The 13,586-nt window shown below is 54.4% G+C and carries 13 protein-coding genes and 1 pseudogene; 8 read left to right on the forward strand and 6 right to left on the reverse strand.

From position 1 onward, the window contains the following. The 4 genes from hycD to hycA form a co-directional block, all read right to left on the reverse strand. Positions 1 to 924, reverse strand: coding sequence for a formate hydrogenlyase subunit HycD (gene hycD, locus ACUU1M_RS02285; RefSeq protein WP_000115208.1), 924 nt, complete (start codon positions 922 to 924; stop codon positions 1 to 3). Between the two features lie 2 nt (positions 925 to 926). Next, positions 927 to 2,711, reverse strand: coding sequence for a formate hydrogenlyase subunit 3 (gene hycC, locus ACUU1M_RS02290; protein WP_001274475.1), 1,785 nt, complete (start codon positions 2,709 to 2,711; stop codon positions 927 to 929). Continuing rightward, a complete protein-coding gene (hycB, locus tag ACUU1M_RS02295; RefSeq protein ID WP_001079186.1) occupies positions 2,708 to 3,319 on the reverse strand; it encodes a formate hydrogenlyase subunit HycB in 612 nt (203 codons plus the stop codon). The genes hycC and hycB overlap by 4 nt, the downstream gene beginning before the upstream one ends. Positions 3,320 to 3,443: 124 nt before the next feature. Further along, positions 3,444 to 3,905, reverse strand: coding sequence for a formate hydrogenlyase regulator HycA (gene hycA / locus ACUU1M_RS02300; protein WP_000158056.1), 462 nt, complete (start codon positions 3,903 to 3,905; stop codon positions 3,444 to 3,446). A gap of 212 nt (positions 3,906 to 4,117) precedes the next feature. Between hycA and hypA the strand changes: the two genes are divergently transcribed. The 6 genes from hypA (at position 4,118) to flhA (ending at position 9,794) form a co-directional block, all read left to right on the forward strand. Beyond that, positions 4,118 to 4,468 carry a hydrogenase maturation nickel metallochaperone HypA gene (gene hypA / locus ACUU1M_RS02305; protein ID WP_001299100.1) on the forward strand — a complete coding sequence of 117 codons (351 nt, stop codon included), beginning with the start codon at positions 4,118 to 4,120 and terminating at the stop codon, positions 4,466 to 4,468. A gap of 3 nt (positions 4,469 to 4,471) precedes the next feature. Next, positions 4,472 to 5,344: a hydrogenase nickel incorporation protein HypB gene (gene hypB / locus ACUU1M_RS02310; protein WP_000337683.1), complete on the forward strand. Its 873-nt coding sequence runs from the start codon at positions 4,472 to 4,474 to the stop codon at positions 5,342 to 5,344. Next, the gene (locus ACUU1M_RS02315; protein ID WP_000334880.1) at positions 5,335 to 5,568 is read left to right on the forward strand and encodes a HypC/HybG/HupF family hydrogenase formation chaperone; all 234 of its coding nucleotides are present in this window, start codon (positions 5,335 to 5,337) and stop codon (positions 5,566 to 5,568) included. Before hypB ends, ACUU1M_RS02315 begins: the two co-directional genes overlap by 10 nt. Before the next feature lie 38 nt (positions 5,569 to 5,606). Then, entirely contained in the window at positions 5,607 to 6,728 is a 1,122-nt protein-coding gene (gene hypD, locus ACUU1M_RS02320) for a hydrogenase formation protein HypD (protein WP_001212982.1), read from the forward strand. Then, on the forward strand, positions 6,725 to 7,735 hold the full coding sequence (gene hypE / locus ACUU1M_RS02325; protein WP_001059931.1) for a hydrogenase maturation carbamoyl dehydratase HypE: 1,011 nt from the start codon (positions 6,725 to 6,727) through the stop codon (positions 7,733 to 7,735). Before hypD ends, hypE begins: the two co-directional genes overlap by 4 nt. 73 nt (positions 7,736 to 7,808) lie before the next feature. Further along, the gene (gene flhA, locus ACUU1M_RS02330) at positions 7,809 to 9,794 is read left to right on the forward strand and encodes a formate hydrogenlyase transcriptional activator FlhA (RefSeq protein ID WP_152028856.1); all 1,986 of its coding nucleotides are present in this window, start codon (positions 7,809 to 7,811) and stop codon (positions 9,792 to 9,794) included. Between the two features lie 36 nt (positions 9,795 to 9,830). Here flhA and ACUU1M_RS02335 read toward each other — a convergent pair whose 3' ends face one another. After that, the gene (locus ACUU1M_RS02335; RefSeq protein ID WP_000015501.1) at positions 9,831 to 10,184 is read right to left on the reverse strand and encodes a nitrous oxide-stimulated promoter family protein; all 354 of its coding nucleotides are present in this window, start codon (positions 10,182 to 10,184) and stop codon (positions 9,831 to 9,833) included. Between the two features lie 31 nt (positions 10,185 to 10,215). Beyond that, positions 10,216 to 10,395: a hypothetical protein gene (locus ACUU1M_RS02340; protein ID WP_000611929.1), complete on the reverse strand. Its 180-nt coding sequence runs from the start codon at positions 10,393 to 10,395 to the stop codon at positions 10,216 to 10,218. A 75-nt stretch (positions 10,396 to 10,470) separates the two neighbouring features. Between ACUU1M_RS02340 and mutS the strand changes: the two genes are divergently transcribed. Further along, positions 10,471 to 13,032: a DNA mismatch repair protein MutS gene (mutS, locus tag ACUU1M_RS02345; RefSeq protein ID WP_001272902.1), complete on the forward strand. Its 2,562-nt coding sequence runs from the start codon at positions 10,471 to 10,473 to the stop codon at positions 13,030 to 13,032. 105 nt (positions 13,033 to 13,137) lie between these two features. Continuing rightward, positions 13,138 to 13,586 (forward strand): annotated as a pseudogene (locus ACUU1M_RS02350) (metallophosphoesterase); the annotation flags it as partial.

The following is a 13,586-nucleotide window of genomic DNA, read 5'->3' on the forward strand; positions in this document are numbered from 1 at the left end:
TCACGCCGCCAGCAAGGAGACGAACGCTAAAAATGCAAAGCCAAACCCAGCCCAGGTAATGCGCGGAGTAATATCAAGACGCAGACGGGCCATGCTGTTTTCGAACAGCGCGATAACCAGGACGCCGACCACCAGTTTGACGATGGCAATCACCAGCGCCAGCAGCAGTCCACCGACGGTGAAGGTTTCCATTTGTCCCCACGGAATAAACACCCCGACGAACATCTGCAACACCACCAGCTGTTTCAGGCTGATACCCCATTTCATGACGCCAAAGCCGCTACCGCTGTATTCGGAGAGCGGACCTTCCTGCAACTCCTGCTCGGCTTCCGCCAGGTCGAACGGCAGTTTGCCCATTTCGATAAAAGTGGCGAACGCACAGGCGCAGAGCGCCAGCACCAGCGGGATGCTTTGGCTCAGCGGCCAGTGATAAACGGTGTCGGTAATGTTGCTGATGTTGGTGGAACCGGCAACCTGTGCGGCAACCCACAGACCAAGCAGCAACATCGGTTCGACCAGCACGCCAAGCATCGCTTCACGGCTCGCACCGATAGCGGTAAACGGGCTACCGGTATCCAGACCGGAAATGGCAAAGAAGAAACGCGCGATGGCGAAGAGATACAGTAAGGTGATCAAATCGCCCAGTTGCGGCAGCGGAGAACCGACGGTCACCACCGGCAGCGCAGTAGCGATAGTCAGCATGACGCCCACCATCACATACGGCGTCAGGCGGAACATCCAGCCAGAGGCATCCGGGCCAACGCTCTGGCGGCCCAGCAGTTTGATAATGTCGCGATACTCCTGCAACACGCCCGGCCCGCGACGGTTATGCAGACGGGCGCGCGCCACGCGGGTAATACCGGAGAGCAGCGGCGCAACGGCAAATAACACCAGCGCCTGAATTAACGGATATAAAACACTCATTCTCAGGCTCCTCGTGAAACAATAATCACCACCAGTACCGCCAGTTCAACCAGCGCCATCCGGCGGAACAGCAACGCACTACCTTCGCACTGCCAGCCCGGCACCAGCGACACCGGATTCAGCCATTTGCGCAGTTTCAGCACTGGCGCAAACGCCTGTTTAACCGGCATGGCAAAACCGTGAGCGGTAATCACCATTGATTTTTCATGGTCGTAGCCGCACACCCAGGCCGCACCGCGGGAACGTGACGGCAGGCGGTCGCCTTTGCAAATCGCCATAATGATGAATGGCAGCAGCGGGCAGGCAATCAGCAGCAATGTGATCATTGGTTGAGAAACGGTGGTGTTAGCAGGCTCCAGAGGCAGAGGTACAGCAGCAGAGAGCATCGGCAGCAGCCACGGCGCAGCAACACCGCCAATTACGCAGCAAATCGCCAGTGCCACTACGCTTACGCTCATCAGGAGCGGCGCACAGGTGGCGTTTTCGGCTTCTTTGGTACGCGGCGCGCCGAGGAACGTGACGCCATAGACTTTCGCCATACACATCACCGCCAGCGCACCGGTAATTGCCAGACCCACAGCGAGCAGCGGCCCCAGCAGACGGGCAACAAACGCGCCGCTATTGCTCAGTTTGAAGAAGGATTGATAGATAACCCATTCCCCGGCAAACCCGTTCAGTGGCGGCAGCGCAGCCATTGCCATCAACCCGACTAACATGGCGATGGAGATAACCGGCATTTTCTTGCCAATACCACCGAGTTTTTCGATATCGCGATGACCGGTACGGAACCAGACGCTCCCCGCCCCGAGGAACAGTACGCTTTTGAACAGGCTATGGTTAAGCAGATGGTACAGACCACCGACCAGGCCAAGAGCAATCAGCGCCGGTTGTTCGAGCGCGATACCCGTTACGCCAGCGCCCAGCCCCAGCAGGATAATGCCGATATTTTCCAGGGTGTGGTAAGCCAGCAGGCGCTGGATGTTGTGTTCCATCAACGCATACAGACCACCGACGAACGCGGTGATCATGCCGAGCACCAGCAGCGCGATCCCCCACCACAGCGGTGCATTACCGCCCAGCAGTGACAGGGTTAACATGCCCAGCAGGCCAATTTTCATGACTACCGTAGAAAACAACGCGGCAGCTGGCGCAGAGGCGTTAGCATGTGCCTGCGGCACCCAGCCGTGCAGCGGAATAATCCCAGCCAGCAGGCCAAAGCCAATCACACCGAGCAGCCAGATATCGGAACCGAGCGGCAGCTGTTGCATACGCATATCCAGCAGGCGCAGATCCAGCGTGCCATAACGCTGCCACAGCAGCCAGCAAGCAATCACCAGCAGCAGAGTGCCAAGACGCCCCAGCGCAAACCACAGTTTGCCCTCTTTGCTGTTGCTGGTGAGGAACACCGCACACAAGGCCATGACTTCGGCCATTACCACGAACATGCCGAGGTTGCTGGCGATGACGGCGCAGACGGCGCAGACGGCGGCAGCCATCAACATATTGATCTGCAAGCCGTTGCACTTCACCTGCGCGTGGCGATGCCAGTCAATGTTATAGAGGCTGACAAACAGACCGCAAAGGCCGAGGGTAATCAGCCAAATCGCGTTAAGCGGGGAGATTTGCACATCGTAGCTTACCAGCGACAGCGCACCGCTCACGCCAACCGCGCCGCCAATTCCGGCTATCCAGCCACTTAGCGCTTTTTGAAAAGAAAAGAGAAATGCCAGAACAGCGGCGGCGACAAACCATGCCACGCCGCTATTGCTCAGGGAAATTGCGCTCATTTAGCCTCTCCACTTTGAGCCTGCTGAAACAAGGTGAGATCGCCAAAGTCCGTGTTAAAGGTCAGCTCACGCTTACGTTTGCTGACGCGGGCGATATCGGTGTTATCCACCAGATGCAGGGCTTTAGTCGGGCACATCCGCACACAGGCCGGACCTTGTTCATCAAAGCTACAAAGGTCACATTTGACGGCGATCGCGCGAATACCTGGCACCCAGTCAAGCAATGTGCTGACACGCGCCGGAGCAGGCGGTGCCGGTGGCGCTTTCGGGGTATTGGCGTTTGCCGGAATATCCAGCGGACGGCTGCCGGAAAATTCAATTGCGCCAAACGGGCAGGCGATGCCGCACAGTTTGCAGCTTACGCACAGACTTTCATTCAACTGCACGGCCCCATCAACGCGGGTGATGGCGTTAACCGGGCAGACCACCGCGCAGGGTGCATCTTCACAGTGGTGACAGAGCTGCGGCGCAGATTCTTTTTCATTGAGCATCACTCTCAGGCGCGGCATTGATTGCAGGCCGTGCTGGCGATGCGTCTCTGAACAGGCGGCCTCACAGGTGTGGCAGCCGATACAGAGCGTGGAGTCGGCAATTACAAAACGATTCACCAGGCATTCCTCAGGTGATTGTCATTTTTGACGAAAACATGCCGATGAAATGTCATTTTCGACACTCATCGACACGCCCATCCCCAAACAGGCGTAACGCCTGCAAAACGGGCAAAGCCTCAGCTCATGCTGCCGGGCTTTGTCCCTTTACCAGTTGGCTTAAATTCACCGGCACATTGTTTTCAATGGCGGTGTATAAGCTGTCGTAAACGCCAGCGATTTTTTCGAGATAGTGTTCCAGAACCTGTTCGCGATCGCGGATGTTGACCTTGCCATCAATCATGCCGTCAATGCTCAGTTGCGCCTGCGCAATCCGCTGTTTGTCTTCGCCATCTTTTGTTTCGACGTAATACTCGATGGTGTGGCTGTTAAAGCCATCCGCCAGGGTGACGTAAATACGAAAATGTTCAAAAAGGACGAAACAGAGTTCTTTGTCCGGCGCGCAGCTCATGGCGTGATGCAGGCGCGCTTTCGATAACGTGATCCCCTGAACCAGCGAATTGCAGTAGATGTGCCACTGGTCCTGTAGGCGACGATGCCGCTGTGCGATGTAATCGGCTTTCTCGCTTATTTCCCAAATAGTCATTGTCAGGTTACTCGTTTAACAGAGATGCCAGCTTTAAGCATTTTTTTGTGCCAACTTTTAATTTATTGTTATTAAAGAGATTTTTAAGCTAAAGATGAATTTCGTCGCCGTGTCGACGTGTCATTTCGACATCATCGACATTATTCACCGCAGGGATAATCAACACTGGCGCAATTATTGCTTGTAGCTGGCAATAGTTAATGGGAGGCGATATGCACGAAATAACCCTCTGCCAACGGGCACTGGAATTGATCGAACAGCAGGCCGCAAAACACGGCGCAAAACGCGTAACTGGGGTCTGGCTCAAAATTGGCGCATTTTCTTGTGTCGAAACCAGCTCTCTTGCCTTTTGTTTTGATCTGGTTTGCCGCGGCAGCGTGGCGGAAGGTTGTAAACTGCACCTCGAAGAACAAGAGGCCGAATGCTGGTGTGAAACATGCCAACAGTATGTGACGCTACTGACCCAGCGCGTCCGCCGCTGTCCACAGTGTCATGGTGACATGCTACAGATTGTGGCAGACGACGGTTTACAGATTCGGCGGATAGAAATAGACCAGGAGTGAGCGATGTGTACAACATGCGGTTGCGGTGAAGGCAACCTGTATATCGAGGGTGATGAACATAACCCTCATTCCGCGTTTCGTAGCGCGCCATTTGCCCCGGCGGCACGCCCGCAGATGAAAATCACCGGCATTAAAGCGCCTGAATTTACCCCCAGCCAGACTGAAGAAGGCGACCTGCATTACGGTCATGGCGAAGCGGGCACTCACGCACCGGGCATGAGCCAGCGTCGGATGCTGGAAGTCGAAATTGACGTGCTGGACAAAAACAACCGTCTGGCTGAACGCAACCGCGCGCGCTTTGCTGCCCGCAAGCAACTGGTGCTCAACCTGGTTTCCAGCCCTGGTTCCGGTAAAACCACCCTGCTGACGGAAACCTTAATGCGCCTGAAAGACAGCGTTCCGTGCGCGGTTATTGAAGGCGACCAGCAAACCGTGAACGATGCCGCACGCATTCGCGCTACCGGTACACCAGCGATTCAGGTGAACACCGGTAAAGGCTGCCATCTTGACGCACAGATGATTGCCGACGCCGCACCGCGTCTGCCACTGGACGATAACGGTATTCTGTTTATCGAAAACGTTGGCAACCTCGTATGCCCGGCCAGCTTCGATCTCGGTGAAAAACACAAAGTAGCGGTGCTTTCCGTTACCGAAGGTGAAGACAAACCGCTGAAATATCCGCATATGTTTGCCGCCGCCTCGCTGATGCTGCTCAACAAAGTTGACCTGTTGCCGTATCTCAACTTTGACGTTGAGAAGTGCATCGCCTGCGCCCGCGAAGTCAATCCAGAAATTGAAATCATCCTTATTTCCGCCACCAGCGGCGAAGGGATGGACCAGTGGCTGAACTGGCTGGAGACACAGCGATGTGCATAGGCGTTCCCGGCCAGATCCGCACCATTGACGGCAACCAGGCGAAAGTCGACGTCTGCGGCATTCAGCGCGATGTCGATTTAACGTTAGTCGGCAGCTGCGATGAAAACGGTCAGCCGCGCGTGGGCCAGTGGGTACTGGTTCACGTTGGCTTTGCCATGAGCGTAATTAATGAAGCCGAAGCACGCGACACTCTCGACGCCTTACAAAACATGTTTGACGTTTAGCCGGATGTCGGCGCGCTGTTGTATGGCGAGGAAAAATAATGCGTTTTGTTGATGAATATCGCGCGCCGGAACAGGTGATGCAGTTAATTGAGCATCTGCGCGAACGTGCTTCACATCTCTCTTACACCGCCGAACGCCCTCTGCGGATTATGGAAGTGTGTGGCGGTCATACCCACGCCATTTTTAAATTCGGCCTCGACCAGTTACTGCCTGAAAACGTTGAGTTTATCCACGGTCCGGGTTGCCCGGTGTGCGTACTGCCGATGGGTAGAATCGACACCTGCGTGGAGATTGCCAGCCATCCGGAAGTCATCTTCTGTACCTTTGGCGACGCCATGCGCGTACCAGGGAAACAGGGATCGCTGTTGCAGGCAAAAGCACGCGGTGCCGATGTGCGCATCGTTTACTCGCCGATGGATGCGTTGAAACTGGCGCAGGAGAATCCAACCCGCAAAGTGGTGTTCTTCGGCTTAGGTTTTGAAACCACCATGCCGACCACCGCCATCACTCTGCAACAGGCGAAAGCGCGTGATGTGCAGAATTTTTACTTCTTCTGCCAGCACATTACGCTTATCCCGACGCTGCGCAGTTTGCTGGAACAGCCGGATAACGGTATCGACGCGTTCCTCGCGCCGGGCCACGTTAGTATGGTTATCGGCACTGATGCCTATAATTTTATCGCCAGCGATTTTCATCGTCCGCTGGTGGTCGCTGGTTTCGAACCCCTTGATCTACTGCAAGGCGTGGTCATGCTGGTGGAGCAGAAAATAGCGGCCCACAGCAAGGTAGAGAATCAGTATCGTCGGGTGGTACCGGATGCCGGTAACCTGCTGGCGCAACAGGCGATTGCCGATGTGTTCTGTGTCAACGGCGACAGCGAATGGCGCGGCTTAGGCGTGATTGAATCTTCTGGCGTGCACCTGACGCCGGATTATCAACGATTCGATGCCGAAGCACATTTCCGCCCGGCACCGCAGCAGGTCTGCGATGACCCGCGCGCGCGTTGTGGTGAGGTATTAACGGGCAAATGTAAGCCGCATCAATGCCCGCTGTTTGGTAACACCTGTAATCCTCAAACCGCATTTGGTGCACTGATGGTCTCCTCCGAAGGAGCGTGCGCCGCGTGGTATCAGTATCGTCAGCAGGAGAGTGAAGCGTGAATAATATCCAACTCGCCCACGGCAGCGGCGGCCAGGCGATGCAGCAATTAATCAACAGCCTGTTTATGGAAGCCTTTGCCAACCCGTGGCTGGCAGAGCAGGAAGATCAGGCACGTCTTGATCTGGCGCAGCTGGTAGCGGAAGGCGACCGTCTGGCGTTCTCCACCGACAGTTACGTCATTGACCCGCTGTTCTTTCCTGGCGGTAATATCGGCAAGCTGGCGATTTGCGGCACCGCGAATGACGTTGCGGTCAGTGGCGCTATTCCGCGCTATCTCTCCTGTGGCTTTATCCTCGAAGAAGGATTGCCGATGGAGACACTGAAAGCCGTAGTGACCAGCATGGCAGAAACCGCCCGCACGGCAGGCATTGCCATCGTTACTGGCGATACTAAAGTGGTGCAGCGCGGCGCGGCAGATAAACTGTTTATCAACACCGCTGGCATGGGCGCAATTCCGGCGAATATTCACTGGGGCGCACAGACGCTAACCGCAGGCGATGTATTGCTGGTTAGCGGTACACTCGGCGACCACGGGGCGACTATCCTTAACCTGCGTGAGCAGCTGGGGCTGGATGGCGAACTGGTCAGCGACTGCGCGGTGCTGACGCCGCTTATTCAGACGCTGCGTGACATTCCCGGCGTGAAAGCGCTGCGTGATGCCACCCGTGGTGGTGTAAACGCGGTGGTTCATGAGTTCGCGGCAGCCTGCGGTTGTGGTATTGAAATTTCTGAATCAGCGCTGCCGGTTAAACCTGCCGTGCGCGGCGTTTGCGAATTGCTGGGACTGGACGCCCTGAACTTTGCCAACGAAGGCAAACTGGTGATCGCCGTTGAACGCAACGCGGCAGAGCAAGTGCTGGCAGCGTTACATTCCCATCCACTGGGGAAAGACGCGGCGCTGATTGGTGAAGTGGTGGAACGTAAAGGTGTTCGTCTTGCCGGTCTGTATGGCGTGAAACGAACCCTCGATTTACCACACGCCGAACCGCTTCCGCGTATATGCTAATAAAATTCTAAATCTCCTATAGTTAGTCAATGACCTTTTGCACCGCTTTGCGGTGCTTTCCTGGAAGAACAAAATGTCATATACACCGATGAGTGATCTCGGACAGCAAGGGTTGTTCGACATCACTCGGACACTATTGCAGCAGCCCGATCTGGCCTCGCTGTGTGAGGCTCTTTCGCAACTGGTAAAGCGTTCTGCGCTCGCCGACAACGCGGCTATTGTGTTGTGGCAAGCGCAGTCTTATTACGCGTCGCGTGAAAAAGACACCCCCATTAAATATGAAGACGAAACTGTTCTGGCACACGGTCCGGTACGCCGCATTTTGTCGCGCCCTGATACGCTGCATTGCAGTTACGAAGAATTTTGTGAAACCTGGCCGCAGCTGGCCGCAGGTGGGCTATACCCCAAATTTGGTCACTATTGCCTGATGCCACTGGCGGCGGGAGGGCATATTTTTGGTGGCTGTGAATTTATTCGTTATGACGATCGTCCCTGGAGCGAAAAAGAGTTCAATCGTCTGCAAACATTTACGCAGATCGTTTCTGTCGTCACCGAACAAATCCAGAGCCGCGTCGTCAACAATGTCGACTATGAGTTGTTATGCCGGGAGCGCGATAACTTCCGCATCCTGGTTGCCATTACCAACGCGGTGCTTTCCCGCCTGGATATGGACGAACTGGTCAGCGAAGTCGCCAAAGAAATCCATTACTATTTCGACATTGACGATATCAGCATTGTCTTACGCAGCCACCGTAAAAACAAACTCAACATCTACTCCACTCACTATCTTGATAAACAACATCCCGCCCACGAGCGGGACGATTTAGCCCCCTATGAACGCATGTTGTTCGACACCTGGGGCAACCAGATTCAAACCTTGTGCCTGTTACCGCTGATGTCTGGCGACACCATGCTGGGCGTGCTGAAACTGGCGCAATGCGAAGAGAAAGTGTTTACCACTACCAATCTGAATTTGCTGCGCCAGATTGCCGAACGTGTGGCAATCGCTGTCGATAACGCCCTCGCCTATCAGGAAATCCATCGTCTGAAAGAACGGCTGGTTGATGAAAACCTCGCCCTGACCGAGCAGCTCAACAATGTTGATAGTGAATTTGGCGAGATTATTGGCCGCAGCGAAGCCATGTACAGCGTGCTTAAACAAGTTGAAATGGTGGCGCAAAGTGACAGTACCGTACTGATCCTCAGTGAAACTGGCACGGGTAAAGAGCTGATTGCCCGTGCGATCCATAATCTCAGTGGGCGTAATAATCGCCGCATGGTCAAAATGAACTGCGCGGCGATGCCTGCCGGATTGCTGGAAAGCGATCTGTTTGGTCATGAGCGTGGGGCTTTTACCGGTGCCAGCGCCCAGCGCATTGGTCGTTTTGAACTGGCGGATAAAAGCTCTCTGTTCCTCGACGAAGTGGGCGATATGCCACTGGAGTTACAGCCGAAGTTGCTGCGTGTATTGCAGGAACAGGAGTTTGAACGTCTCGGCAGCAACAAAATCATTCAGACGGACGTACGTTTAATTGCCGCGACTAACCGCGATCTGAAAAAAATGGTCGCCGACCGAGAGTTCCGTAGCGATCTCTATTACCGCCTGAACGTATTCCCGATTCACCTGCCGCCACTACGCGAGCGTCCGGAAGATATTCCGCTGCTGGCGAAAGCCTTTACCTTCAAAATTGCCCGTCGTCTGGGGCGCAATATCGACAGCATTCCTGCCGAGACGCTGCGCACCTTGAGCAACATGGAGTGGCCGGGTAACGTACGCGAACTGGAAAACGTCATTGAGCGCGCAGTATTGCTAACACGCGGCAACGTGCTGCAGCTGTCATTGCCAGATATTGCTTTACCGGAGCCTGAAACGCCGCCTGCCGCAACGGTTGTCGCCCAGGAGGGCGAAGATGAATATCAGTTGATTGTGCGCGTGCTGAAAGAAACCAACAGCGTGGTTGCCGGGCCTAAAGGCGCTGCGCAACGTCTGGGGCTGAAACGCACGACCCTGCTGTCACGGATGAAGCGGCTGGGAATTGATAAATCGGCATTGATTTAACTGCAAATTGCCGGACAGATCTGCCTGTCCGGCATACTATTCACGAGGTTTTTTCGGACGATATTTTTCCGGCAGTTCTGGCACCGGACGCTTGTCATCGATGAGATGACGCACGGTTAAGATCGGATGACGCCACAGCATTCTCGGCCCGGCCCAACGCATAATCTGTTTCATCTCTTCACGCTTTGCAGGCTGGTAACAGTGCACCGGACACTGCTTACAGGCTGGTTTCTCTTCGCCGAACACACATTTATCCAGCCGCTTTTGCGCGTAAACAAACAACGTCTCGTAATGCTCCGGCTCCGCTGACGCCTGCGGGCATTTCGCTTGATAAAGATCGATCATTTTTTTAATCGTCAGTTTTTCACGAGAGATACGCTTGCCGGACATGCTGCCTCCACCTCATTAAGATGCATTTATATTACATCTTAATCTTAAAGGGCACTATGACTCTAAAGAAGAAGGGTTCGCCAATCGATACAATTTTGCGTACTTGCTTCATAAGCATCACGCAAAAGCTGCAAAACAGCATCTTTCCCGGAACCAGCATCAAGAACTCGCCGTTCGCTTCTTCCCCTGAAATGATTAACTCCGGTATCATGTGCGCCTTATGTGATTACAACGAAAATAAAAACCATCACACCCCATTTAATATCAGGGAACCGGACATAACCCCATGAGTGCAATAGAAAATTTCGACGCCCATACGCCCATGATGCAGCAGTATCTCAAGCTGAAAGCCCAGCATCCCGAGATCCTGCTGTTTTACCGGATGGGTGATTTTTATGAACTGTTTTATGACGACGCAAAACGCGCGTCGCAACTGCTGGATATTTCACTGACCAAACGCGGTGCTTCGGCGGGAGAGCCGATCCCGATGGCGGGGATTCCCTACCATGCGGTGGAAAACTATCTCGCCAAACTGGTGAATCAGGGAGAGTCCGTTGCCATCTGCGAACAAATTGGCGATCCGGCGACCAGCAAAGGTCCGGTTGAGCGCAAAGTTGTGCGTATCGTTACGCCAGGCACCATCAGCGATGAAGCCCTGTTACAGGAGCGTCAGGACAACCTGCTGGCGGCTATCTGGCAGGACAGCAAAGGTTTCGGCTACGCGACGCTGGATATCAGCTCCGGGCGTTTTCGCCTGAGCGAACCGGCCGACCGCGAAACGATGGCGGCAGAGCTGCAACGCACTAATCCGGCGGAACTGCTGTATGCAGAAGATTTCGCCGAGATGTCGCTGATTGAAGGCCGTCGCGGCCTGCGCCGTCGCCCGCTGTGGGAGTTTGAAATCGACACCGCGCGCCAGCAGTTGAATCTGCAATTTGGCACCCGCGATCTGGTCGGTTTTGGCGTCGAGAACGCGCCGCGCGGACTTTGTGCTGCCGGTTGTCTGTTGCAGTATGCGAAAGATACCCAACGCACGACCCTGCCGCATATTCGTTCTATCACCATGGAACGTGAGCAGGACAGCATCATTATGGATGCCGCGACACGTCGTAACCTGGAAATTACTCAGAACCTGGCGGGCGGTGCGGAAAATACGCTGGCTTCTGTGCTCGACTGCACCGTCACGCCGATGGGTAGTCGTATGCTGAAACGCTGGCTGCATATGCCAGTGCGCGATACCCGCGTGTTGCTTGAGCGCCAGCAAACTATTGGCGCATTGCAGGATTTCACCGCCGAGTTGCAGCCGGTACTGCGTCAGGTCGGCGACCTGGAACGTATTCTGGCACGTCTGGCTTTACGAACTGCTCGCCCACGCGATCTGGCCCGTATGCGCCACGCTTTCCAGCAACTGCCGGAGCTGCGTGCGCAGTTAGAAACTGTCGATAGTGCACCGGTACAGGCGCTACGTGAGAAGATGGGCGAGTTTGCCGAGCTGCGCGATCTGCTGGAGCGAGCAATCATCGACACACCGCCGGTGCTGGTACGCGACGGTGGTGTTATCGCATCGGGCTATAACGAAGAGCTGGATGAGTGGCGCGCGCTGGCTGACGGCGCGACCGATTATCTGGAGCGTCTGGAAGTCCGCGAGCGTGAACGTACCGGCCTGGACACGCTAAAAGTTGGCTTTAATGCGGTGCACGGCTACTACATTCAAATCAGCCGTGGGCAAAGCCATCTGGCACCCATCAACTACATGCGTCGCCAGACGCTGAAAAACGCCGAGCGCTACATCATTCCAGAGCTAAAAGAGTACGAAGATAAAGTTCTCACCTCAAAAGGCAAAGCACTGGCACTGGAAAAACAGCTTTATGAAGAGCTGTTCGACCTGCTGTTGCCGCATCTGGAAGCGTTGCAACAGAGCGCGAGCGCGCTGGCGGAACTCGACGTGCTGGTTAACCTGGCGGAACGGGCCTATACCCTGAACTACACCTGCCCGACCTTCATTGATAAACCGGGCATTCGCATTACCGAAGGTCGCCATCCGGTAGTTGAACAAGTACTGAATGAGCCATTTATCGCTAACCCGCTGAATCTGTCGCCGCAGCGCCGTATGTTGATTATTACCGGCCCGAACATGGGCGGTAAAAGTACCTATATGCGCCAGACCGCACTGATTGCGCTGATGGCCTACATCGGCAGCTATGTACCGGCACAAAAAGTCGAGATTGGACCTATCGATCGCATCTTTACCCGCGTAGGCGCGGCAGATGACCTGGCTTCCGGGCGCTCAACCTTTATGGTGGAGATGACTGAAACCGCCAATATTTTACATAACGCCACCGAATACAGTCTGGTGTTAATGGATGAGATCGGGCGTGGAACGTCCACCTACGATGGTCTGTCGCTGGCGTGGGCGTGCGCAGAAAATCTGGCGAATAAGATTAAGGCATTGACGCTGTTTGCCACCCACTATTTCGAGCTGACCCAGCTACCGGAGAAAATGGAAGGCGTCGCCAACGTACATCTCGATGCGCTGGAGCACGGCGACACTATCGCCTTTATGCACAGCGTGCAGGACGGCGCGGCGAGCAAAAGCTACGGTCTGGCGGTTGCTGTTCTGGCGGGCGTACCGAAAGAGGTTATTAAGCGCGCACGGCAAAAACTGCGTGAGCTGGAAAGCATTTCGCCGAACGCCGCCGCGACGCAAGTGGATGGTACGCAGATGTCTTTGCTGTCAGTGCCAGAAGAAACTTCGCCTGCGGTCGAAGCACTGGAAAATCTCGACCCGGATTCACTGACTCCGCGTCAGGCGCTGGAGTGGATTTATCGCTTGAAGAGTCTGGTGTAATAACAATTCCCGATAGTCTTTTGCTATCGGGAATATTAACGACAACTGACGAATCAAATAAAAATACCCTGTATAATAGGAAAGCTTATTTTACAGGGTAAAACCATGCCATCTACACGCTATCAAAAAATCAATGCCCATCACTATCGCCATATATGGGTCGTTGGTGATATTCATGGTGAATATCAGTTATTACAATCCCGCTTACATCAACTCTCTTTTTTCCCCGAAACCGACTTACTTATTTCTGTCGGCGATAATATTGATCGTGGGCCGGAGAGTCTTGACGTCCTGCGCCTGCTAAACCAGCCCTGGTTTATCTCCGTTAAAGGCAACCACGAAGCAATGGCGCTGGATGCGTTCGCGACCGGCGATGGCAATATGTGGCTTGCCAGCGGTGGTGACTGGTTTTTCGATTTAAATGATTGCAACAAGAGGCAATAGATCTGTTGCTGAAATTCCATCACCTTCCACATATTATTGAAATCACTAACGACATAATAAAATATGTCATCGCACATGCAGATTATCCGGGTGATGAATATCTCTTTGGC

Source organism: Shigella sp. SIG6 (genome assembly GCF_053555815.1).

Bases quoted from the DNA above. Each gene is read 5' to 3' on its own strand.
- mutS (WP_001272902.1), top strand. From the start codon at position 10,471: ATGAGTGCAATAGAAAATTTCGACGCCCATACGCCCATGATGCAGCAG.
- hypD (WP_001212982.1), top strand. From the start codon at position 5,607: ATGCGTTTTGTTGATGAATATCGCGCGCCGGAACAGGTGATGCAGTTA.
- hypB (WP_000337683.1), top strand. From the start codon at position 4,472: ATGTGTACAACATGCGGTTGCGGTGAAGGCAACCTGTATATCGAGGGT.
- hycA (WP_000158056.1), bottom strand. From the start codon at position 3,905: ATGACTATTTGGGAAATAAGCGAGAAAGCCGATTACATCGCACAGCGG.
- hypA (WP_001299100.1), top strand. From the start codon at position 4,118: ATGCACGAAATAACCCTCTGCCAACGGGCACTGGAATTGATCGAACAG.
- flhA (WP_152028856.1), top strand. From the start codon at position 7,809: ATGTCATATACACCGATGAGTGATCTCGGACAGCAAGGGTTGTTCGAC.
- ACUU1M_RS02340 (WP_000611929.1), bottom strand. From the start codon at position 10,395: ATGATACCGGAGTTAATCATTTCAGGGGAAGAAGCGAACGGCGAGTTC.
- ACUU1M_RS02315 (WP_000334880.1), top strand. From the start codon at position 5,335: ATGTGCATAGGCGTTCCCGGCCAGATCCGCACCATTGACGGCAACCAG.
- ACUU1M_RS02335 (WP_000015501.1), bottom strand. From the start codon at position 10,184: ATGTCCGGCAAGCGTATCTCTCGTGAAAAACTGACGATTAAAAAAATG.
- hycC (WP_001274475.1), bottom strand. From the start codon at position 2,711: ATGAGCGCAATTTCCCTGAGCAATAGCGGCGTGGCATGGTTTGTCGCC.
- hycD (WP_000115208.1), bottom strand. From the start codon at position 924: ATGAGTGTTTTATATCCGTTAATTCAGGCGCTGGTGTTATTTGCCGTT.